The organism is Luteibacter sp. RCC_6_2 (assembly GCF_041360655.1).
Taxonomy (GTDB): domain Bacteria; phylum Pseudomonadota; class Gammaproteobacteria; order Xanthomonadales; family Rhodanobacteraceae; genus Luteibacter.
The window spans coordinates 1-20,483 of record NZ_JBFUPQ010000007.1; the positions used below are offsets into that span (position 1 = coordinate 1).

General features: G+C 66.0%; 17 protein-coding genes. 5 read left to right on the plus strand and 12 right to left on the minus strand.

Going from position 1 to position 20,483, the window contains the following annotated elements; all coding sequences use genetic code 11:
• Positions 1 to 252 precede the first annotated feature (252 nt).
• On the minus strand, positions 253 to 1,350 hold the full coding sequence (locus AB6730_RS09060) for an OmpA family protein (protein ID WP_306849990.1): 1,098 nt from the start codon (positions 1,348 to 1,350) through the stop codon (positions 253 to 255).
• 196 nt (positions 1,351 to 1,546) lie between these two features.
• Positions 1,547 to 2,998: a bifunctional 2-methylcitrate dehydratase/aconitate hydratase gene (locus AB6730_RS09065; RefSeq protein WP_371023321.1), complete on the minus strand. Its 1,452-nt coding sequence runs from the start codon at positions 2,996 to 2,998 to the stop codon at positions 1,547 to 1,549.
• Between the two features lie 291 nt (positions 2,999 to 3,289).
• On the opposite strand from AB6730_RS09065, the gene AB6730_RS09070 reads away from it, so the two are divergent.
• Positions 3,290 to 3,970 carry a TerC family protein gene (locus AB6730_RS09070; protein WP_371023322.1) on the plus strand — a complete coding sequence of 227 codons (681 nt, stop codon included), beginning with the start codon at positions 3,290 to 3,292 and terminating at the stop codon, positions 3,968 to 3,970.
• Positions 3,971 to 4,121: 151 nt separating this feature from the next.
• Here AB6730_RS09070 and AB6730_RS09075 read toward each other — a convergent pair whose 3' ends face one another.
• From AB6730_RS09075 to AB6730_RS09100, 6 genes are all read right to left on the minus strand, one after another.
• Positions 4,122 to 4,976, minus strand: coding sequence for a hypothetical protein (locus AB6730_RS09075; RefSeq protein WP_371023323.1), 855 nt, complete (start codon positions 4,974 to 4,976; stop codon positions 4,122 to 4,124).
• A gap of 135 nt (positions 4,977 to 5,111) precedes the next feature.
• Positions 5,112 to 6,503: an acetate kinase gene (locus tag AB6730_RS09080; RefSeq protein WP_371023324.1), complete on the minus strand. Its 1,392-nt coding sequence runs from the start codon at positions 6,501 to 6,503 to the stop codon at positions 5,112 to 5,114.
• 3 nt (positions 6,504 to 6,506) lie between these two features.
• Positions 6,507 to 7,109, minus strand: a complete 603-nt coding sequence (locus AB6730_RS09085) for a hypothetical protein (RefSeq protein ID WP_371023325.1) — start codon at positions 7,107 to 7,109, stop codon at positions 6,507 to 6,509.
• The gene (locus AB6730_RS09090) at positions 7,106 to 7,789 is read right to left on the minus strand and encodes a C39 family peptidase (protein ID WP_371023326.1); all 684 of its coding nucleotides are present in this window, start codon (positions 7,787 to 7,789) and stop codon (positions 7,106 to 7,108) included. The genes AB6730_RS09085 and AB6730_RS09090 overlap by 4 nt, the downstream gene beginning before the upstream one ends.
• The gene (locus tag AB6730_RS09095; protein ID WP_371023327.1) at positions 7,786 to 8,151 is read right to left on the minus strand and encodes a hypothetical protein; all 366 of its coding nucleotides are present in this window, start codon (positions 8,149 to 8,151) and stop codon (positions 7,786 to 7,788) included. The genes AB6730_RS09090 and AB6730_RS09095 overlap by 4 nt, the downstream gene beginning before the upstream one ends.
• A 90-nt stretch (positions 8,152 to 8,241) precedes the next feature.
• Complete coding sequence (locus AB6730_RS09100) at positions 8,242 to 9,168, minus strand: hypothetical protein (protein WP_371023328.1); 927 nt, start codon at positions 9,166 to 9,168, stop codon at positions 8,242 to 8,244.
• A 297-nt stretch (positions 9,169 to 9,465) separates the two neighbouring features.
• On the opposite strand from AB6730_RS09100, the gene AB6730_RS09105 reads away from it, so the two are divergent.
• Entirely contained in the window at positions 9,466 to 11,484 is a 2,019-nt protein-coding gene (locus AB6730_RS09105) for an FAD-dependent oxidoreductase (protein WP_371023329.1), read from the plus strand.
• Positions 11,485 to 11,778: 294 nt separating this feature from the next.
• On the opposite strand, the gene prpC is transcribed toward AB6730_RS09105, so the two are convergent.
• The 4 genes from prpC to AB6730_RS09125 form a co-directional block, all read right to left on the minus strand.
• Positions 11,779 to 12,927 carry a 2-methylcitrate synthase gene (gene prpC / locus AB6730_RS09110; RefSeq protein ID WP_371023330.1) on the minus strand — a complete coding sequence of 383 codons (1,149 nt, stop codon included), beginning with the start codon at positions 12,925 to 12,927 and terminating at the stop codon, positions 11,779 to 11,781.
• Between the two features lie 11 nt (positions 12,928 to 12,938).
• On the minus strand, positions 12,939 to 13,826 hold the full coding sequence (gene prpB / locus AB6730_RS09115; protein WP_306849969.1) for a methylisocitrate lyase: 888 nt from the start codon (positions 13,824 to 13,826) through the stop codon (positions 12,939 to 12,941).
• Positions 13,827 to 14,061: 235 nt separating this feature from the next.
• Positions 14,062 to 15,966 (minus strand): propionate--CoA ligase, encoded by a 1,905-nt coding sequence (prpE, locus tag AB6730_RS09120; protein ID WP_371023331.1) that lies wholly within the window; start codon positions 15,964 to 15,966, stop codon positions 14,062 to 14,064.
• A 202-nt stretch (positions 15,967 to 16,168) separates the two neighbouring features.
• Positions 16,169 to 17,764, minus strand: coding sequence for an alpha/beta hydrolase (locus AB6730_RS09125; protein WP_371023332.1), 1,596 nt, complete (start codon positions 17,762 to 17,764; stop codon positions 16,169 to 16,171).
• Between the two features lie 78 nt (positions 17,765 to 17,842).
• Between AB6730_RS09125 and AB6730_RS09130 the strand changes: the two genes are divergently transcribed.
• Genes AB6730_RS09130 through AB6730_RS09140 form a run of 3 tightly spaced genes read left to right on the plus strand, consistent with a single transcriptional unit; the run spans position 17,843 to position 20,452 of the window.
• Positions 17,843 to 18,622, plus strand: coding sequence for a phosphatase PAP2 family protein (locus AB6730_RS09130; RefSeq protein WP_371023333.1), 780 nt, complete (start codon positions 17,843 to 17,845; stop codon positions 18,620 to 18,622).
• 40 nt (positions 18,623 to 18,662) lie between these two features.
• Positions 18,663 to 19,610 carry a diacylglycerol kinase family protein gene (locus tag AB6730_RS09135; protein WP_371023334.1) on the plus strand — a complete coding sequence of 316 codons (948 nt, stop codon included), beginning with the start codon at positions 18,663 to 18,665 and terminating at the stop codon, positions 19,608 to 19,610.
• Entirely contained in the window at positions 19,607 to 20,452 is an 846-nt protein-coding gene (locus AB6730_RS09140; RefSeq protein WP_371023335.1) for a metallophosphoesterase, read from the plus strand. The genes AB6730_RS09135 and AB6730_RS09140 overlap by 4 nt, the downstream gene beginning before the upstream one ends.
• Positions 20,453 to 20,483 lie beyond the last annotated feature (31 nt).

The window sequence follows — 20,483 nt, forward strand, 5'->3', positions numbered from 1 at the left end:
GCGCAGCGGCTTCCCTTCCCAAGGGACGGCACCGCCTGTCGCGCCGAGGGTGGCGCCCGGCAGCTCCCCCGCCACGCACACACCCCAACGCGAGGGCGAAGCCGAGCCCTCAGAATCACGAAGTACTGGCCCGCTGCCGCGGGATCGCCGCTGAAGCGGCTCCCACCAGGGTCGGTTTCCACCGGAGGGACAAAAAAAGAGCCCGGCTTTCGCCGGGCTCCTTTTTTACTGCTACTACCGATCTTGCAAGGATTACTGCTGAACCTGCAGTTCCGTGCGACGGTTGCGAGCGCGGCCTTCGGCCGTGTCGTTCGTGTCGATCGGGTTGTTCTCGCCGTGGCCGATCGGGCCTTCCAGACGATCCGCACCGATGCCGTGCGAGGTCAGGTAGTCGAACACGATCTTCGCGCGACGCTCGGACAGGCCCTGGTTGTACGCGTCCTTACCGACGCTATCCGTGTAACCGGCAACCGTGACCTTGACCTGCGGGTAACGCTGCAGGGTGTCGACAGCCTGGTCGAGGACGCCCAGCGATTCGCTGGTCGGCTCCTGCAGGGTGGGGCCGATGTTCGTCTCGCCCTTCTTCGGGCGGTCGAACTTGAAGTTGACACCGCGCAGGTCGATGACGACCTTCTGCGGGCAACCATCCGGACCGACGATCGTGCCAGCCGGGGTGGCCGGGCACTTGTCGTCGCAATCGTTCACGCCGTCGCCATCGCTGTCGAGGGTCGAGCAATCCGGAGCGGCCGGAGCCGGAGCAGCGGCCGGAGCCGGGGCAGCCGGCGGCTCGCCGAAGCGCGAGACGATCGAGAAGCCGAGGAACCAGTCACCGTAGCCGTTCTCGCTGTCGGTGGTCTTGTCGTCCCAGTCGTAGCGATAGCCGGCTTCCACGCGGAAGTCGGAGCTGTCGGTGATGGTCTTGGACACGCCGACGCCGAGCTCGGCGGCCGGGGACCAGCCGTTGTCCGACGGGTTGTGGTGGTACGAGCCCATCACGCCGGCCAGCAGGTACGGACGCCAGCTGTCCCACGCACCAGCGTAGAAGCGGGCGGCAACGCCGTAGCTGTTGTTCGACCAATGGCCAACGCCATCGTTATCGCGCTTGGTGCGATCGGCGAAGATGTCGATCGACGCGTTGTTCGAGATGAACTTGCCGAAACCCAGGCCGTAGTAGACCTGGCGGCTGTTGGTGTTGCGATCGGTGTCGTTGTAGTAACCGCCAACCGTCGGGGCGATGTACCAGCGGCCGTCATAGCCGTTACCCGCCGTATCGGCGGACTCCTGCGCGTGAACGGCACCCACGCCGCCCAGGGCCAAGCCGATCAGCAAAAACAAGCCCTTACGTTTCATCGGTGTCTCCTCATTATTGGTATTCGCGTCCGCGCTCCACCCCAGACGGAAATCGCGCGTAGAACTCTTATCGAATCCGGGGACTTCAGCCGTCCCTCGCTTTGATACCCCTTCAACGGGCGGCGGCAGTTTAGCAAAAATCAAACAATTGAGCACCTGCCAAAAACCGCCGTTCATACTTGAGTCACGGCCATTATCAAGCCGTGAAGAGTGTCATGAATTCGTGAATGGGCATGGAATCGAGTGTTTCGGCCGAACGGGTGACCGCCAGGACCTTCTCGACGCGCTCCGCGGGGAGCTCGGCCCGCAGCGCGGCCTCGAACTTCTTCAACAGCACGGGGATGCCTTCGGCCCGGCGCTTGCGGTGCCCGATCGGGAAATCGATGGAGACTTTTTCGGTATGCGAGCCGTCCTTGAAGAACACCTGGACCGAATTGCCGATGTAACGCTTTTCGGGGTCGAAGTAATCCCTGGTGAATTGCGGGTTTTCCACCACGGTCATTTTGTCGCGCAGGGCGTCGATACGCGGATCGGCGGCCACGGAATCGTTGTAATCGTCGGCGGTGAGACGGCCGAAAATGAGCGGCACGGCCACCATGTACTGGATGCAGTGGTCGCGGTCGGCGTAGTTGGCCAGCGGGCCGGTCTTGTCGATGATCCGGCAGCCGGCCTCCTGGGTCTCGATGACCACCTTCTCGACCTCACCGAGACGGCCGGCCACCTGGGCGTGCAGGGCCATGGCGCACTCCACGGCGGTCTGCGCGTGGAACTCGGCCGGAAAGCTGATCTTGAACAGCACGTTCTCCATCACGTAGCTGCCGAAGGGGCGTTCGAACTCGAAGGCATTGCCCTTGAAGGCCACGTCGTAGAAGCCCCAGGTCTTCGCCGTGAGCGCCGAGGGATAGCCCACCACGTTCCGATAGACGGCGTTGATGGCATGGGTGACGGCGCGGCGGCAGGCGTCGCCGGCGGCCCAGCTCTTGCGCGGGCCCGTGTTGGGGGCGTGGCGGTAGGTACGCAGGGCGCCGTTGTCGATCCAGCTGTGCGAGACGGCCGTGGTGATCTGTTCCTTGTCGCCACCCAGCATCGCCGTGGCGACCGCGGTGGAGGCGAGGCGGACCAGGATCACGTGGTCCTGGCCGACGCGGTTGAAGCTGTTCTTGAGCGCATAGCAGCCCTGGATTTCATGGGCCTTGATCGCGTAGCCGAGCACGTCGCGCACGGTGAGCGGCTTGCCGCCTTCCTTCACCGCCTTGCGCGAAAGGTAGTCGGCGACAGCCAGGATCGCGCCGAGGTTGTCCGACGGGTGACCCCACTCCGCCGCCAGCCAGGTGTCGTTGAAGTCCAGGTAGCGGATCTGGGTACCGATGGCGAAGGCCGCCTGGACCGGGTCGAGTTCGTGCGAGGTGAACGGCACGCGGGTACCACCGGGCAGGACGGCGCCCGGGACGACCGGACCGAGGTGCTTGACGCAGTCCGGGAACTTCATCGCCAGCGCCGAACAGGCCAGCGAGTCCAGGAGCATGTAGCGCGCGGTGTCGTAGGCCTCCTGCGAGTCGACCTTGTAGTCGGCCACGTAGTTGGCGATGTCCACCAGCGGCTGGTCCGGATCGGGACGCGTGGCGGAACGGATATCGTGTGCGCTCATGACTTCACTCGCGAGGGTTTGGGATAGCCGGCGATTTTAACCGGTGAGCCCCCATGCATGTCTTGCCGCGCTGCATCCCAACCGCCACAATGCGCCCCACTACAACCCAAAGGGGAGTAGTTCCGCGGGGGCGACATCGCCCCCGTGCGCGACGATCGTCAGTACGGGCGCCCCATGCGCCCCGGTCATCGCGGCGGCTTCGCGCCGGGAACGAGACTTTTGCGGTGACGACGGGCGCGCGTACCCGTCGCTGCCGCATTGGTCCACACAGCGCGCGAAGGGTCTCACCGCATGGATTTCCTCACTCCCGAATTCTTTTCCGGCCTTGCCGCCATCATCCTGCTCGACCTGGTGCTGGCCGGCGACAACGCGATCGTGATCGCGCTGGCCGCGCGCAACCTGCCCCGCCACCTGCAGAAGAAAGCCGTGTTCTGGGGCACGTTCGGCGCCATCGCCTTGCGCATCGCCCTCACCTTCGCGGTGATCTGGCTGCTGAAGCTCCCGGGCCTGATGCTGGCGGGCGGCATCCTGCTGTTGCCCATCGCGTGGAAGCTGCTCAAGCACGAGGAGCACGATCCGGACATCACCCCGGCCTCCAGTTTCTGGGCCGCGATACGCACCATCGTCATCGCCGACGCCTTGATGGGCCTGGACAACGTGCTGGCGATCGCTGGCGCGGCCAAGGGCCACATGGGCCTGGTGGTGCTCGGCCTCGCCATCAGCGTGCCGCTCGTCGTCTGGGGTTCCACGTTGATCCTGAAGCTGATCGAGCGCTTCCCGGTCGTCGTCTACATCGGCGCGGGTGCCATCGCCTGGACAGCCGCGCGCATGATCGCCCACGACCACCTGGTGGCGCCGTGGTTCGACGCCCGCCCCTGGGCACCGTGGCTGCTCGACGTGATCCTGGTGGCGGGCATCTGCGGCGGCGGATGGCTGTGGGCGCGCCGCGCACAGCGCAAGGCGCTTGCCTGAGCGAGTGATGGCCTCGCGGGCCAGCCCGCTTCCCACCTGGGTGCGGCAAGTGGCGGCCCGCTCGGTCACCAAGAAAACAGGCCGCCTCGCGGCGGCCTTGGATTCCCCCCGGCGAGGCGACCGGCACGGGGCCGGTTCGCCATCCGGATGGTCAGAAGCGGAAACGGACGTATGCGGCAGGTCCATTGAGCTTCATGTCGAGATCGAGGTCGTAATTGCGCTTGTCCTGGTGCAGCTTGATCTTCGTGTAGGCGTACTCCGCGCCGAAGCCGACGTTCTGCCACGGGAACCATTCCACGCCGAGCGCCGCGTCCCAGATATGGCCATTGAGCGAACCGCCGTTCCGCTTCACCCCGGACGCGTTGAAATACATGCGCCACTGGTCGTTGAACGCATGCCGCCAGCCAAGCTGCAGGTTGGGCGCCCACGCATTGGTGTCGCTGGCCGAGCCGTCCGTGAAGGTCTGGCCGGCTACCGTGGCCGTGCCGTAGATGCTCGCCTGGACCTTGTAGTACGCGGCGCCCAGGCCCACGCCGAAGACGTCGTCGCCTGTACCGAACCACCACTTGTACGCGGCGCTGCCGAAGGTGAACTTGAGGTCGCCCTTCACGCGCGCGCTCGCGGCGATGGGATTGCCGAGGAAGTTGATCTGCTCGGACAGCGTCTTGGAGTGCGAGCGGTCGACTTCGTAATAATCGAAGGAGAAGCCCTGGTGCTCGCCGATCAGGAAGTCCAGGCGGACACGAGGCACGGTCTTGTGCTTCTTGAAATCGAGGTCGTCCTCGAGGTTCACGTCGCCGCTGGTGTTGAAGATGCCCGTGTTCGCACCGATCGTCGTGTCGTTGTTGGTGTAGTAGCCGCCCACCCACACACTGATGTTGTCCAGCGCCGGCGACTGCGACTTCTTGTTGCTGTCCTGCGCATGCGCGGCGGCACCCAGGACGGCTAGCGAAGCGATGGCCAAGCCCGCGGTGGCCTTGGCGTAACGATGTGGACGTGTGCGCATGTAGAACTCCCTGCAATGTTTGTGTGTTCTAACCCCCGTGAAATCTTAACGATCCATGATGTGTGCGGCGCGTGCACGGGAACCCGAACGCGTTCGAAACGCGTTCAGGTCGAAATGAGTGAAACGGATGTGAAGCTACAGGGTGATGGGGACACGCACGGTAATCGTCGTGTCCGGTGTGTCGCCCGTCACACCTACGCCGAGTGTCACGTTCAACGTCTCCTTGTCGTTGAAACGGTAGGAGCCGCCGACCAACAGGGAGCCGAGGGTCACTCGCGCGGAACCCGGCAACGGATGGTCGTTTTGCGTGGTCCGCGCGACGAAGGCCTGGTCGTAGCCGATGCTGATGGACGCCTTCTCGTTCAACGACAGGCCCATGCCGATGCTGATATCGGCGATGTCGCCAGCTTTCACGTCGCCCAGGAACTGCTTGCCGGCGAGGAGTACGTTACGGCTGACGTTCTTCCGCTCGAAGTTGTGCAGGTAGCTGAGGTTGCCGAAGAACACCACCGGATCGGAGGGATACAGCCAGGTGACGCCCAGTTGCGCCGAATAGAAGCCCGACCCCGTCGGGTTGCGCAGTGGCAGCCCCGTGCCGGTGAAGTTTTCCACGCAGCGCGTTACGCAATCGCTGGTGACTTCGAAGGGATCGCGACCCGTTCGCGACTTGGCGCGGAACCAGCCGACGTAATACGGCTTGTCCGCACCGCCGTCGTTGATCTGGTAACGCAACGTGGCCTCGATGTCGCCAAGCCCTTTGCCGCTCGTGGTGAACAGGCGGTCCTGTGCCGTACCGGTGAAGATCTCGCGGCTGATCGTGTCCGTATGCGTGTCGACGTAGGGAATGCGTATTTCGACTTCCATGCGATTGGTGAGGCCGTAGCGGAACGCCACCGCGCCTGTCTGCGTGGTTGTCTTCACCTGGCGCACGTCCACCAGACCGATCAGAATGGCCGGAATCACGGTGTAGCCGACCAGCGCGACACGGTCGCTCGACGAGTAGCCGTACTGGTAGGAAGGTTCGACGATCAGCTTGCCCTTGGGCGTGAGCACGCCCGGCTGGTCGAAGATCGGAGCGACCTCGGGCGGTCGCTCGTCCGTTTCCGGCCGGCGGCCCACGGGCTGCGTGGCGACCACCTGTCCGGACGTTCCCGCCGGAGGAGCGCCAGGCGGTGGCGCTCCCGGTGTCTCCTGCCCCGGCGTGGCCTGCGCGCGCGGATCGGCGAGTGCGGCGGAGCCGCCGCGCGCCTCTTCCAACGCGTTGAGGCCGACCGCCTTGCGCAGGTCGTTGTAGTTCATTTCCTGCATGGCCAGCTCGCGCTTCATCTGCTCGAGTTCGGCGAGCTGCTCCGCCATGCGGCTACGCATCGCATCGATGCGCCTTCCTTGCGCGTCGATCTTCTCGCGCAGGGCCGGATCGATGGTGGCCTCTTGCGCCAGGCATGCGCCGATCCACATCGGAAGCACCGCGAATGCCAGGGCACCCGCGCACGTTTTTGCCTGCATCACCCTGCCATTGCGATACATGCGTCAATTCCCCCGGAACTGGATCACCGCGTCTTGGACCGACTCCGCCATGCGGATGTTTTCGAGCATCCGCGCACTGTTGACCGACGCGTCGATGGTGGTGGTGGCCGTGATGGCCTGGTTGTCGAGCGAGTTCTGCACGATGAGTCCCGGCAGCGCCGAATTCGGCAGCGCGGCCGAGACGGTCGCCAGGGTGGTCGCCGCGGCGCCCGAGGTCGCGGACGTGGCGGCCGGCGTCGCGGCGGCCATGGATGCGGCGGCTCCCGAATTCTGCGTCGCTGCCGTCGGTACCGCGCCCGCCACGCCTCCTGCGCCGTTGGTGACGACCGTGGTGCGCAAGGCATCCTGCAGGGCGGCCGCCTGGTCGCGGGTGATGTTCGCGATGTCGGGAACGGTGATGGTCGTGCGCATCGTTTCCATGCCGTTGATCAGCACGGTGCGCTGCAGCGCGAAGGAAGCGCGCAGGTTGTCACCAAGATCGAACCCGCCACGGATACGGTCCAGCCGCGCGTCGGGCACGCTTCGGTTCGCTGGAAACTCCGCGGCGCAAACGGTGGTGCAGGCACCGCCAAGGATGGCGGCGACGATGAGTGTTCGGGTTTTCATATGTCCCCCGGTCCGCGCTTGGGCATCACCAGTGGCTCTAGCCCGTTGCGCTGGATGCCGTCTCCGATAGGTGCCGCGGGAGCGACCGCCCAGTCGCGTGGACTGTTGAAGATGGCGCGGTCGCGCTGGTTGTGGATGACGAAGACGACACCGTTGTTCCACATGGCGTCGAATCGCCGTTTGGACATGGCGCGTGTGCCTCGGGCCGGATCGCCCACCAGCACGCGGCCGTTCTTGTAACCCTTCACCACGACGAAGTGGTGATAACCGCGTTCGTTGATGAGCACGATCGCGGGCACCCCTTCGTTGTCGAGCTTCTCCAGCGGCACCTCGAAACCATCGGCCTCGAAGCCACGAGAGGCGAGGAACCGCTTGATATCCAGCAGCGAGAACCCTTCCTTGCCGATCTTCGCGCGATCGCCGTGGGTGAACATCACGTCGAAGGCGGACTGCTCGTCGACCGGGTAGCCGTATTGGTAGGTCAACAGCGTGGCGACGGCGGCGGAGCCGCAACTGAAGTCGTATTTCTGCCGGATCGTGTTGCGGAAGCGCGCCTCTTTCAGGCTCGTCATCCGCACCGGGTACGAGGTACCCGGGCTGGTCTGCACCTCCGCCTTCATCGCCGGCGCGGCAGGTGCCACGACGACGAACAAGAGTGCGAGGGCACAGGCGGCCTTCATGGATTCATCCGCACGTTGACGATGGTGGAGTTCTGGATCAGCACGTTGTTGCCGGAGTTCTGGATCACCGTCGGCAAGCCGGCCGAGTTGTCGAACGCGCTGCCCGAGACGACGTTGCCGCCACTGATCGTGTTCTTCGCCTCGGTGTCGCTCATCGTGCCGTTGAGCGTCTGCTGGTTGACGTTGTTCGTGGTCCCGCTGCCGCCGGTCATGGCCTGCAGCTGTTCGACGGGAGTGGCCTGGCCGAACGAGGCCGGTGGCGGTTCGTTGGCGGGGGGCGTGGCGAACGCGGTGCCGCCGACGCAAACCAGGGCCACCAGGGCCAGTGCCCGGCGCGCCCGATGTTCGTGTTGCTGCCGCATGGGTGTTCTCCTGAAGGTCCTGGGGCTTCCCTTCGGATGACCACGGAGCGCCGGGGCGCCCCGTGGTTCCCTTTGCTACCGGTCCAGCCGTTACGGAGCCGAGCCCACGCTGAGGTTGGCCTGGACATTCACGCCCTGCTGGATCAACGACGCCGCGCCGCTGTTCTGCGCGAAGTTGGAGATACCGGCGGCCGCCGCGCCCGCGCTGCCCATGTTGTTGGACATGTCGAACGCACCCGCATCGGCGTAGGCCGTGCCACCCGCGCCACCGGCGCCACCATCGGCACCCGAGCCGGCGCCACCCGTGCCCGACGCGCCCGCGCCACCGGCACCGCCTTCGCCACCGGCCGCCATCGCCGTGCCACCGGCACCGCCCGTGCCGGTTCCGCCCGTGGCCGTTCCGGTCGCGTCGCCGGAGGTTCCCGCGCCGCCCGTGCTGGCGCTCGCGCCACCGGTGCTGGCCGTGGACCCGCCGGTCGCCGTATCGGCACCCGCACCGCGCGCGTTGGCCCGGCCACCGTCGCCGTTGGCGTTGCCGCCATCGCCGGAGCCGTCGCCGCCCGCGGAGGCGGTCAATGCACCCGCGTCACCACTCGAAGCGGAACCGTCGCCACCGACCGCACCGCGCGCACGCGCGTTGCCGCCGTCACCGCCCGATCCGCCCGATCCGCCGTAACCGACCGCGCCGTAGCCGTCGCCGCCGCTACCGCCGCGTCCGCCGTTGGCGTTGCCGAGGTTGCGGGCGATATTGCCGATGCCGCTCACGCCCACGTTGCTGACGCTTCCGTTGAGCACGGTGTACGAGATGGCGTTGGTGGTGTTGAACGATCCGGACGTGGTGTCGGTCCGGCTGTGGGTCGAGCTGTCCGTATAAGTGGAGCTATCGGAGTACTGCACGGCAATCGATCTGCGCTGCGCGCTGGCACCCGAAGATCCGGTCTGGGTGTCGTCGGCCATGGCCGGCAAGGCAAATCCGATGGCGAGGCAGATCGCCGTGGCAATAAGAGTCTTACGCATGGGAGAGTCTCCTGTGAGCGACGCGGAACCCCTGTTTTTTCGGGATGACCGGACGTCCTGCCAACGCACCGGGTGAAAGAACGGAGCAAGTTGCGTGCCTTCGGCAATCTGGCTCGCAAGAACGTGCTGCCATGCGGATTTAGCGTTTTTCGTGGGTCGCCCGAAGGCCCCCGCGTGTAAACGCGGCGATACACGCCGTAACGCCACTGGGGCGCCCTGGTCCGCTGCTGCGCCCGCCCTTGCCGTGGACGCCGGTTACGACGATCATTCGAACGATCGTTTGAACCGGAGCCTCCCGTGGCCTATCCGCACCTGCTAGCCCCGCTCGACCTGGGTTTCACCACCTTGCGCAATCGTGTCCTCATGGGCTCGATGCATACGGGACTGGAAGACAAGGCCGCGGATTACGACAAGCTCGCCGCGTTCTTCGCCGAGCGTGCGCGCGGCGGCGTGGGCCTGATCGTCACCGGTGGCATCGCGCCGAACATCGAGGGGTGGCTGAAGCCGATGTCGGGGACGATGTCGATGCCCTGGCATGTCGGCCGGCATCGCAAGGTCACCCGTGCGGTGCATGCCGAGGGCGGGAAGATCTGCATGCAGATCCTGCATGCGGGGCGCTACGCCTATCAGCCGCTTTCCGTGGCGCCGTCGCGGATCAAGTCGCCGATCACCCCTTTCACGCCACGCGCGCTTTCCGCGCGAGGCGTGGAGCGCAGCATCGATGCCTTCGTGCGCAGTGCGAAGCTGGCGCGTGATGCCGGGTACGACGGCGTGGAGGTCATGGGTTCGGAAGGTTACCTGATCAACCAGTTCCTCACGCCGCGCACCAACAAGCGCACGGACCGCTGGGGTGGCTCCGCCGAAAACCGCATGCGTTTTCCCATCGAGATCGTGCGCCGCATGCGTGAGGCGGTAGGCAGGGATTTCATCATCGTCTACCGGCTGTCCATGCTCGACCTCGTCGACGAATCGCAGTCCTGGACCGATATCGTCACGCTCGGCAAGGCCATCGAAGCGGCGGGCGCGACCATCATCAACACGGGTATCGGCTGGCATGAGGCGCGCGTCCCCACCATCGTGACCAGCGTCCCACGCGGCGCGTTCACCTGGGTGACGCGGCGCATGAAGGGCGAGGTGGGCATCCCCCTGGTGACCACCAACCGGATCAACATGCCGGACGTCGCCGAGCGCATCCTCGCCCAGGGGGATGCCGACATGGTCTCGATGGCGCGGCCGCTGCTGGCCGATCCGGAATGGGTGAACAAGGCCAGCGCGGCGCGGCCCGAAGCGATCAACACCTGCATCGCCTGCAACCAGGCATGCCTCGACCATGTATTCGAGAACCGCCGCGCGTCGTGCCTGGTGAATCCACGCGCATGCCACGAGACCGAACTGACGATCCTGCCCGCCACGACGAAGAAGCGCGTGGCTGTCGTCGGCGCGGGCCCGGCCGGCCTCGCCGCCGCGACGACGCTCGCCGAACGTGGCCATGCGGTGACCCTGTTCGATCGCGCCACGGAAATCGGTGGACAGTTCAACATGGCCAAGCGCATTCCCGGCAAGGAGGAATTCAGCGAGACGCTGCGCTACTTCGACCATCGTCTCGACGCCACCGGCGTGCAGCGCCGGCTGGGCACGCCGGCGACCGTGGAGGTCCTTGCCGATGGCGGGTTCGATACCGTCGTCCTCGCCACGGGCGTGCTGCCGCGTGCGCTGGATCTTCCCGGAGCCGGCCATGAAAAAGTATTGAGCTACCTCGATGTCCTGCAGGCCGATGCGCCCGTCGGCAAGAAGGTGGCGATCATCGGCGCCGGCGGCATCGGTTTCGACGTGGCGGAATTCCTCAGCGAAGCGGCGCCCTCCCCCACCACCGATATCGGCCGATGGACGAAGGCATGGGGCGTCGACATGAGCATGGCGACACCGGGCGGCCTGATGCCCGCACAGCCGGAAAAGCCCGAGCGCCAGATCTGGCTGCTACAGCGAAGCGCTGGCCGCCCGGGCGGCCGGCTCAACAAGACGTCCGGCTGGGTGCATCGCGCGACGCTGAAGAACAAGCGGGTGCAGATGATCGGTGGCGTCGCCTACGAACGCATCGACGACCATGGGTTGCATGTCGTGATCGACGGGCAACCGCAGGTGCTGGACGTGGACAACGTGATCGTCTGCGCGGGGCAGGAACCGAATCGCGAGTTGCATGACGAACTGGTTGCGCGCGGCGTGGACGTGCGCCTGGTCGGCGGCGCGGATGTCGCCGCCGAACTGGACGCGAAGCGGGCCATCGACAAGGCCACCCGCCTGGCCGCGGCGCTGTAACCCTTGCGGAAGCCGGCTCTGGTGAGAGCCGCCTTTGGTGGGAGCCGACCCTGTCGGCGATCGGCTGCTTGCCTCAACCCCCTGTGGGAGCCGACTTCGTCGGCGATGGGTGCTTGCCTAACCACCCTGTGGGAGCCGACTTGTCGGCGATGGGTGCTTGCCTCGACCTGGCCCGCTGCCGCGGGATCGCCGACGAAGTCGGCTCCCACCAGGTCTCTCCCACCAGGTCTCTAGACCCCTAGACTTCGATACACCCTAGGACCCCAGGGCTCCCGGACCCCGGGGCTCTCGGGCTTATCGCTTCTCGATCGGCGTATACGCCAGGTCTTCCGGACCCGTGTAGTTCGCGCTCGGACGGATGATCTTGCCGTCCTGCCGTTGCTCGATCACATGCGCGCTCCAACCGGAGGTGCGCGCGATGACGAACAGCGGCGTGAACATCGCCGTCGGCACGCCCATCATGTGGTACGCCGAGGCGGAGTACCAATCGAGGTTGGGGAACATCTTCTTCAGTTCCCACATCAGCTTCTCGATCTTCTCCGATACCTCGAACAGGCGCGGATTGCCACCATCGGTGCAGAGCTTGCGCGCCACTTCCTTGATGATCTCGTTGCGCGGATCGGACACGGTATACACCGGGTGCCCGAAGCCGATGATGATCTCCTTGCGCTCGACGCGAGCGCGGATATCCGCTTCCGCCTCGGCCGCGTCGCGATAACGCGCGATGATCTCCATCGCCACTTCATTGGCGCCGCCATGCTTCGGACCGCGCAGCGCACCGATCGCACCGGTGATCGCCGAGTAGATGTCCGATCCGGTGCCGGCGATGACGCGTGCGGCGAACGTGCTGGCGTTGAACTCATGCTCGGCGTAAAGGACCAGCGAGCGATCGAGCGCATGCGAGTGCAGGTCGCTCGGCTTGCGTCCGTGCAGCAGGTGCAGGAAGTGCGCCGCGATCGATTCGTCCTCGGTCTCGGTCTCGATACGCTTGCCGTTATGGCTGAAGTGGTACCAGTACAGCAGCATCGAGCCGAAGCTCGCCATCAGCCGATCGGCGATGTCGCGTGCGCCGGTGAGGTTATGGTCGTCCTTCTCCGGCAACACCGTGCCGAGCACCGAGGCACCGGTGCGCATGACGTCCATCGGGTGCGTCGAGGCGGGCAGGAGTTCGAGCGCGCTCTTGACCGGTGCGGGCAAGCCCCGCAGCCGCTTGAGCTTGGCGCGGTAGGCATTCAACTCCATCCAGTTCGGCAGCACGCCGTGCACCAGCAGGTAGGCGACTTCCTCGAACGAGCCCTTCGCCGCGAGGTCGTGGATGTCGTAGCCGCGGTAATGCAGGTCGTTGCCACTGCGGCCGACCGTGCACAGCGCGGTGTTGCCGGCCGGCACGCCGGAGAGGGCGACCGATTTCTTCGCCTTGGGCTGGGTGGTGGTGTCGCTCATTGCGTAACTCCTTAACCCTTCTTGGAGAACAGTTCGTCGAGGTGACGTTCGTAAGCGTGGTAACCGATGCGGTCGTAGAGTTCTTCGCGCGTCTGCATCGTGTCGATGACGTTGCGCTGGTGACCGTCGCGGCGGATGGCGTTGTAGACGTTCTCGGCGGCCTTGTTCATGGCGCGGAACGCGGATAGCGGATAGAGCACGATGCCCACGCCGACGCTGCCCAGCTCCTGGGTACTGAACAGCGGCGTCTGGCCGAACTCGGTGATGTTGGCGAGGATGGGCACCTTCACCGCCTCGACGAAACGCTTGTACGTCGGCAGATCGTAGGCGGCCTCGGCGAAGATCGCATCGGCGCCGGCCTCGACACAGGCGATGGCGCGCTCGATGGCGGCATCCACGCCGAGCACGGCGATAGCGTCGGTGCGGGCGATCAGGAAGAAATCCGGATCGGTCCTGGCGTCGGCCGCGGCCTTGACGCGATCGGCCATTTCCTCGGTGGTGACGATTTCCTTGCCCGGCCGGTGACCGCAGCGCTTGGCGCCTACCTGGTCCTCGATATGGCAAGCGGCGGCGCCGAACTTGACCAGGCTTTTCACCGTGCGGGCGATGTTGAACGCGCTGGGGCCGAAGCCGGTATCGATGTCGACCATCAAGGGCAGGTCGCAGACGTCGGTGATGCGGCGGACGTCGGTGAGCACGTCGTCGAGCGTGTTGATGCCCAGGTCCGGCAGGCCCAGCGAACCCGCGGCGACACCGCCGCCGGACAGGTAGATGGCACGGAACCCGGCACGCTTGGCCAGCAGCGCATGATTGGCATTGATCGCACCGATCACCTGCAGCGGCTGTTCGGCCGCGAGCGCGGCGCGGAAACGGGCGCCGGCCGAGGGTTGCTGTGCCATGGAACTCTCCGAAGCAAAGAGAGCCATTTTAGCGCACCGCCGAGGCGAGGCCTTGCTGCGTCGCGGGAGAATGCCCTCTCACTGAGGGGAGCTACTTCGCGGGAGCCTAGCCGCTGTGGGAGCCGCTTCAGCGGCGATGGGTGCTTGCCTCAGCCTGCCCGCTGCCGCGGGATCGCCGCTGAAGCGGCTCCCACAGGGAAGCGGCCCACGGGTAGGGGGGATGCGGCTCGCAGCCTCAAGCCCGCTTCTGCCCGCAATGCGGGCCACGAGCGATGGCCTGGCGGATTTCCTCCAGGGCGCCCGGGTCGTCCAGGGTGGAGAGGTCGCCGGGGTCGGTGTCCTGCATCAGCGCCTGCAGCGCGCGGCGCAGGAGCTTGCCCGAGCGGGTCTTAGGCAGTGCTCCCACGACGTAGACACAGGCGGGGCGCGCCACGCCACCCAGCAATTCGACCACGCGCCGCTCCATGGCCTGCGCCACATCGCGAGGATCGTCCGTGACGCCTTGCTTCAGCGTGGCGAAAACGGCGGGCACCTGCCCTTTCAGTTCGTCGGCGATGCCCACCACCGCCACCTCGGCCACCGCGCCGAGGGTCGCCACCGATTCCTCGATCTCGCGCGTGCCGAGGCGGTGTCCGGCCACGTTGATCACGTCGTCCGTGCGGCCGAGGATGAAGAAATAGCCCTCGGCATCACGCACCGCCCAATCCAGCGAGCTATACAGCAGCTCCTTGAAATGGCCGAAGTAGCTGCGCCGGTAGCGCTCGTCGTCTCGCCATATCGTCGTGAGGCAACCCGGTGGCAAGGGCGGTTCGATCACCAGCACGCCTTTTTCGCCTGCCGGCTTTTCTTCGCCGGTGGCCTCGTCGATCACGCGCATGCGATATCCGAACGTCGGAAAGCCGGGCGAACCGGGCTTCACCGGCTTGAGATCCAGTCCCGGCATCAGGGACAAGGCCGGCCAGCCCGTTTCGGTCTGCCAGTAATTGTCCACCACGGTTTTGCCGGTGCCGGTGGTGAGCCAGTCGTAGGTGGGCTGGTCGAGCGGCTCGCCCGCGAGGAAGATCCATTTCAACGACGAGAGGTCGTATTTCCCCAACCATGCCGCATCCTGCTTCTTCAGCACGCGGATGCCGGTGGGCGAGGAAAACATGGTGCGTGCCTTGTACTTTTCGCAAAGACGCCACCAGATGCCGGGGTCGGGACCGGTGGGTAGCCCTTCGTACAGGATCGCGGTGCAGCCACCGATGAGCGGGCCGTACACGTTGTACGAATGCCCCACGGCCCAGCCGACGTCCGACGTGCACAGGATGGTCTGTCCCGGTTGCAGGTCGAAGATCGCCGTCATCGAGACCGCGAGCGCCACCGCGTAGCCGCCCACATCGCGCTGCACACCCTTCGGCCGGCCCGTGGTGCCCGAGGTGTAGAGCAGGTAACTGGGCTCGTTCGATTCCAGCCACTCCACGGGAACCTTCGTATCGAGATGCTTCTCGCGCAGCGGCGCGTGGTCGAGGTCGCGATCCACGACCCATGCCATGCCGGGATCGAGGCCGCGCCGGACCACAAGCACATGCGCCGGCGGCGCCTTCGCTTCGCGCAGCGCCGCGTCCACCAGGGGTTTGTACGGAATGATCTTGCCGCCGCGCATGCCCGCATCGGCGCAGACCAGCAGCTTCGGCTCCGCATCGTCGATGCGCAGGGCCAGGTTGTGGGCGGCGAAGCCGCCGAAGACGACGGAATGGATCGCACCGATGCGCGCGCAGGCGAGCATGGCGAACACCGCCTCGGCGATGTTGGGCATATAGATGACGACACGGTCGCCCTTGACCACGCCGAGTTCGACGAGGATGGCCGCGAAGGCATTCACTTCGCGATGCAATTCGCGATAGCTGATTTCGCGGGTGATGCCGGTTTCGGTGGAAACCGCGACGATGGCGAGCTGGTCGCCGCGCGCATCGAGGTGTCGATCGACCGCGTTATGGCAGAGGTTGGTGGTTCCACCGACGAACCAGCGACGGAACGGCGGGTTGGACTGGTCGAGGATGCGTTGCGGCGGCGTCTGCCAATCGATCAACCGCGCCTGCTCGCCCCAGAACGCCTCCGGTTCGTCGACCGAGCGTCGCCAGGATGCCTCGTAGCCCATGGATGTACCTCCGGGATTGGATCGTCCGAGGGTAGGACAGTGGGTGCGGGGGCGCCTCTGGACCTTGGTCGAAGAGCATCGCCGACAAGGTCGGCTCCCACACCAGAGCTGAAAGCCATGCATGCTCTGGTGGGAGCCGACCCTGTCGGCGATGCTCGGTGGGAGCCGACCTTGTCGGCGATTCAACCTCGCGAGGAACCGCCTACTTCCCCTGCCCCGGCCGCGCCACGCCGTACATCTCCCAGGCGATCTTCTTCAACAACGCCTGCCGGTCGTCACCCTCGGTGTAGAGGTCGAAATGCGTCTTGCCGGGAAGGAAGCGGATATCGCTCCTCGCGTGCAGGCCATCGAGGGTTTCCTTGAGCAATTTCGCAGCCCCGTCGAGATAGAAGGTATCGGCCGTCCCGACGATGACGTGGATCTTGCCGTCGAGGTCGGGCTTCAACGCGGGCCACTGCGTGCGCAGGCGCTGGGCGATGTCGTAGTGGTCACGCCAGTACGCGGCGACACCAGGGTCCACGGCACCGGTGACGCGGTTGAACAGCTGCTGGGGCCGGCCGTCCTTGCCGCGTGGCGAGAACACCCATTCGAACGAGGCGAACTGGCCGCCGTAGGCTCCAAGCACGTCTTCCAGCTTGACGAAGGTCTCGAGGGTGGCGATCACCTGGCCCTTGTCGCGCACCAACGGAATGGGCGTGCCATCCGGCTTCTTGTAGGCGTTGCCATTCACGGCATAGATGTCGATGCCGGTGAAATCACGGAAGTCGCTGGCATCGGGCGAGGTCGACCACGTGCCGCCGAACTCCTTGGGGTAACGCGTCTGCAACCACAACGTCGCCCAGCCGCCGGACGAGTGGCCGGTGAGGAAGCGTCCGCCGGGCTTGCCGTCCATGCGGTAGCGGCCTTCGAGCCACGGAATGTATTCGGTGGTGAGTGCCTGGCCCCACGGCCCGTTGTTCACCGAGTCGGCGAACTCATGCGTGCCGGTGGGGCCCGATTCGTCGAGCAGCACCCAGATCATCGGCGGCATCTCTTTCTTGGACATCGCCAGCCACAGGTAGGCGATCGTCCCCGCGTAACGGTCGAAGCCGCCCGTGAAGCCGTGGGTGAGGAAGACGGTCGGATAGCGCGTCGTGCCCTTGGGATCGTAGCCCGGCGGCGTGACCACCCAGGCGCGGACCGACACGGGGTGGCCCGCGAAGGCCGTCAACAGCGGGCTTTGCAATATCTCCGCGTGGGCATGCTGGCGTGCTTCCGGCAAGGCATCGCGAACCTCCTGTGGCGCCATCGGCGGCAGGACCCAGGGATCGCGCGGCGGCACGGTCTTGCTCAACTTCAGCACCGGCAGGCTGCCCCCCGGCGTGAGCTTCACCGGCGTCACATCGCTGATCAGGTCGCCGGCATGGCGGCCACCGTAGTTGTAGTCGTTATCCACGTCGAGCACCGCCTGGAAGAAATAATCCCCCGGCGGCAGCGTCGAGAATCCCGCCGGGAACGCTTCGCCATCGGTGTCCAGGTCGACCGACTGGCCCGGCGCGATCCAGGTCACCTCCCGTGCGGCGACGGACACGGCCTTGGGTTGGAACGGATTGGTATCGACGGCCTCGAGCTTGCCGTCTTTCGCCGCCGAGGCGGGCGCTGCAAACAGGATCAGGCGTCCCGAGGTGCCCTTGTCGCTGGCACCGTCGAGCGTGACGCGGACGATGCGGTGCGCCAACGGCGCGTCATCGGCATGGGCGGCGAAACCCGCCGTGGCGAGCGCCAGGGCGAGGATGGCGCGGGCGGATAGAACTTTCATCGAACGACCCCTTCTCGAGCCGCGGGCGCGCGGCGTGGCAACATCGCCGATCCTGACACGAGATGAGGAGCGAACGGAATGGATACCGAGTGGATCAGCCGGCATGCCCTGTCGCTTTGGGCCGCCCTGCTCGTTCTCGCGCTGGGCGGCGCGGACATGGCGTGGCGGCGCGCCATGCGCCGCCGCGAAGGCCAGGACGCGGCCGCCCGTGCCTTCCTGCGGCCCGCCACTGTCGTGGCCGTGGTGGTGGCGATGCTGGTGATCGCCACCGCGATCGCGGTCGAGGTGCGTGAGGCCGCCGGCCTGACCGTGTTCGATGCGGAACTCGCGACCGCCCTGCGCGATAACATGCCCCTGGCCGTGCTGCGCGCAGTAGCCCTCGTCACGCACGCCGGCGATCCCATCGTGGTGGGTATCGCCACCCTCGTCGTCTTCCTCGCGCTGCTGTGGCGCCGTCATTTCCGCCTCGCGGCCAGCTGGATCACCACGCTGGTGGGAACCGCCGTGATCAACAGCGCGCTGAAGGCCTGGTTCCAGCGCGAACGGCCGCTGCACGACCACGGCTTCATCGTCGAACACAGCTATAGCTTCCCGAGCGGCCATGCCTCGGGGTCGATGGTGTTCTACGGCATGCTCGCCTACGTGGCGCTCGTACTCTGCCCGCCACGCTGGCACCGGACCATCGTGGTGGCCGCGGTGAGCATGATCACCATCGTGGGGATCAGCCGCATCCTCCTGCAGGTGCACTACTTCAGCGACGTGATGGCGGGGTACGCGACCGGCCTGGCGTGGGTGACGCTGTGCGCCGGCAGCGCGGAATATTTCCGGCTGCGCGACGGGCGCAAGAGCCTGGCGTGATTTCATGCGGTCGTGACGGCGCGAATGGTTGTTTTGACGCATGAACCCTTGCCCCTACTTCGCCATCGTCATGAACGCCGGATCGGGCAAGCAGGACGCCGAGGCCGCGCGCGCCGAGATCGCCTCGATACTCGACGCCGCCGGGCGCCCGCATCGCTTCTTCCTCATCGATGGGACGCGCGACATCAAGGACATCGTCCGTGATGCCGCCGCTCACGCGAAGCGGGAAGGCGGAGCCATCGTGGCCGCTGGCGGCGACGGAACGATCAACTGCGTGGCGGGAACGGCCTGGGCCGAATCGCTGCCCATGGGTGTCCTGCCACAGGGCACGTTCAACTTCGTCGGCCGTACGCACGGCATTCCCACCGATACCCGCGGTGCCACGGAAGCACTGCTCAGGGCGACGCCAGCCGATACGCAGATCGGAATGGTCAACGACCGCATGTTCCTGGTGAATGCCAGCCTCGGCCTCTATCCGCAGGTGCTGGAAGACCGGGAGACGTGGAAGCAGCGCTTCGGGAGACATCGCATCGTGGCGTTGTGGTCGGGACTGGCGACGATGATGCGCGGCTACCGCCCGCTGCGCATCGAGGTCAGTGATGGTGAGCGCACGCGCCATCTGCGCACGCCCACGCTGTTCGTGGGCAATAACGCGCTGCAACTCGAAAAAATCGGTCTGCCCGAAGCGGTGGACGTGCTGCGCAACGATGGCACGCTTGCGGGCCTCGTATTGAAACCGATCGGCAGGCTCACCATGCTCGGCCTGATCCTGCATGGCGCGCTGGGCAAGCTCGGTGAAGCGGAGAACGCGGTGAGTTTCGGCTTCCGCGAAATCACCGTGACGCCGAAACATCATCGCCATGCGATCAAGGTGGCCGTCGACGGCGAGATCGTCAGGCTCATGCCGCCACTGGTCTTCCGCGCCGCGCCACGACCGCTGTCCCTGCTCACCGACCGCGTGCGCAACCCCGGCGAGGACCCGGGATGAGCGTGATCGTCCAGATATCCGACCCGCACTTCGGCACGGAGCGGCCGGAGGCGGTAGCGGCACTCCATGAGGCCATCGTCGCATTGCGGCCGGACCTGGTGATCCTCTCGGGCGACGTGACCCAACGGGCGCGTCGCGCACAGTTCGCGGCGGCGAAGCGCTTCGTCGATGGCTACGCCCGTCCCACGCTGGCGATCCCCGGCAACCACGACGTGCCCTTGTTCAATCTCTTCGCGCGCATCGTCGACCCGTTCGGAGCGTTTCGCCGTGCCTTCGGCGACAACCTCGAACCGGCGTTCGAGAACGGCGATGTGCTGGCCGTCGGCGTGAACACCGTTCGTCCGTCGCGGCATAAGAACGGCGTCGTGTCCGACGAACAGGTCGAACGTGTGTGCCGGCGCCTCGCGCAGGCCCGCGACGAGCAACTCCGTATCGTGGTCACGCACCAGCCTGTGCATGTGATCCGCGAGAAGGACATCGCCAACCTGCTCATCAACCACGAACAGGCGATCGCCGCCTGGGCCGCCGCCGGTGCCGATCTGATCCTGGGCGGTCATATCCATCTTCCGTACGTGCGTCCGCTCGATACGGAAGCACGTCGCCTGGCCCGTGAATTGTGGTCGGTACAGGCAGGTACCGCGGTGTCACGGCGCATCCGTGAAGGGATCAGCAATTCCTTCCATGTGATTCGCCATGAGGCGTCGCGGGATCGCGGTGCCTGCGTGGTGGAGCAGTGGGATTATGACGAGGGTGGGCGACGGTTCATCGCTGGGGTGGGGACGCGTATTCCATTGGGGCGTTTTGGCCAGCACCCATCGCCGACAAGGTCGGCTCCCACCTGACCTTCCATCGGCACGGCGAGAGCCTGTTCTT

Bases quoted from the DNA above. Each gene is read 5' to 3' on its own strand.
- AB6730_RS09060 (WP_306849990.1), bottom strand. From the start codon at position 1,350: ATGAAACGTAAGGGCTTGTTTTTGCTGATCGGCTTGGCCCTGGGCGGC.
- AB6730_RS09065 (WP_371023321.1), bottom strand. From the start codon at position 2,998: ATGAGCGCACACGATATCCGTTCCGCCACGCGTCCCGATCCGGACCAG.
- AB6730_RS09070 (WP_371023322.1), top strand. From the start codon at position 3,290: ATGGATTTCCTCACTCCCGAATTCTTTTCCGGCCTTGCCGCCATCATC.
- AB6730_RS09075 (WP_371023323.1), bottom strand. From the start codon at position 4,976: ATGCGCACACGTCCACATCGTTACGCCAAGGCCACCGCGGGCTTGGCC.
- AB6730_RS09080 (WP_371023324.1), bottom strand. From the start codon at position 6,503: ATGTATCGCAATGGCAGGGTGATGCAGGCAAAAACGTGCGCGGGTGCC.
- AB6730_RS09085 (WP_371023325.1), bottom strand. From the start codon at position 7,109: ATGAAAACCCGAACACTCATCGTCGCCGCCATCCTTGGCGGTGCCTGC.
- AB6730_RS09090 (WP_371023326.1), bottom strand. From the start codon at position 7,789: ATGAAGGCCGCCTGTGCCCTCGCACTCTTGTTCGTCGTCGTGGCACCT.
- AB6730_RS09095 (WP_371023327.1), bottom strand. From the start codon at position 8,151: ATGCGGCAGCAACACGAACATCGGGCGCGCCGGGCACTGGCCCTGGTG.
- AB6730_RS09100 (WP_371023328.1), bottom strand. From the start codon at position 9,168: ATGCGTAAGACTCTTATTGCCACGGCGATCTGCCTCGCCATCGGATTT.
- prpC (WP_371023330.1), bottom strand. From the start codon at position 12,927: ATGAGCGACACCACCACCCAGCCCAAGGCGAAGAAATCGGTCGCCCTC.
- prpB (WP_306849969.1), bottom strand. From the start codon at position 13,826: ATGGCACAGCAACCCTCGGCCGGCGCCCGTTTCCGCGCCGCGCTCGCG.
- prpE (WP_371023331.1), bottom strand. From the start codon at position 15,966: ATGGGCTACGAGGCATCCTGGCGACGCTCGGTCGACGAACCGGAGGCG.
- AB6730_RS09125 (WP_371023332.1), bottom strand. From the start codon at position 17,764: ATGAAAGTTCTATCCGCCCGCGCCATCCTCGCCCTGGCGCTCGCCACG.
- AB6730_RS09130 (WP_371023333.1), top strand. From the start codon at position 17,843: ATGGATACCGAGTGGATCAGCCGGCATGCCCTGTCGCTTTGGGCCGCC.
- AB6730_RS09135 (WP_371023334.1), top strand. From the start codon at position 18,663: ATGAACCCTTGCCCCTACTTCGCCATCGTCATGAACGCCGGATCGGGC.
- AB6730_RS09140 (WP_371023335.1), top strand. From the start codon at position 19,607: ATGAGCGTGATCGTCCAGATATCCGACCCGCACTTCGGCACGGAGCGG.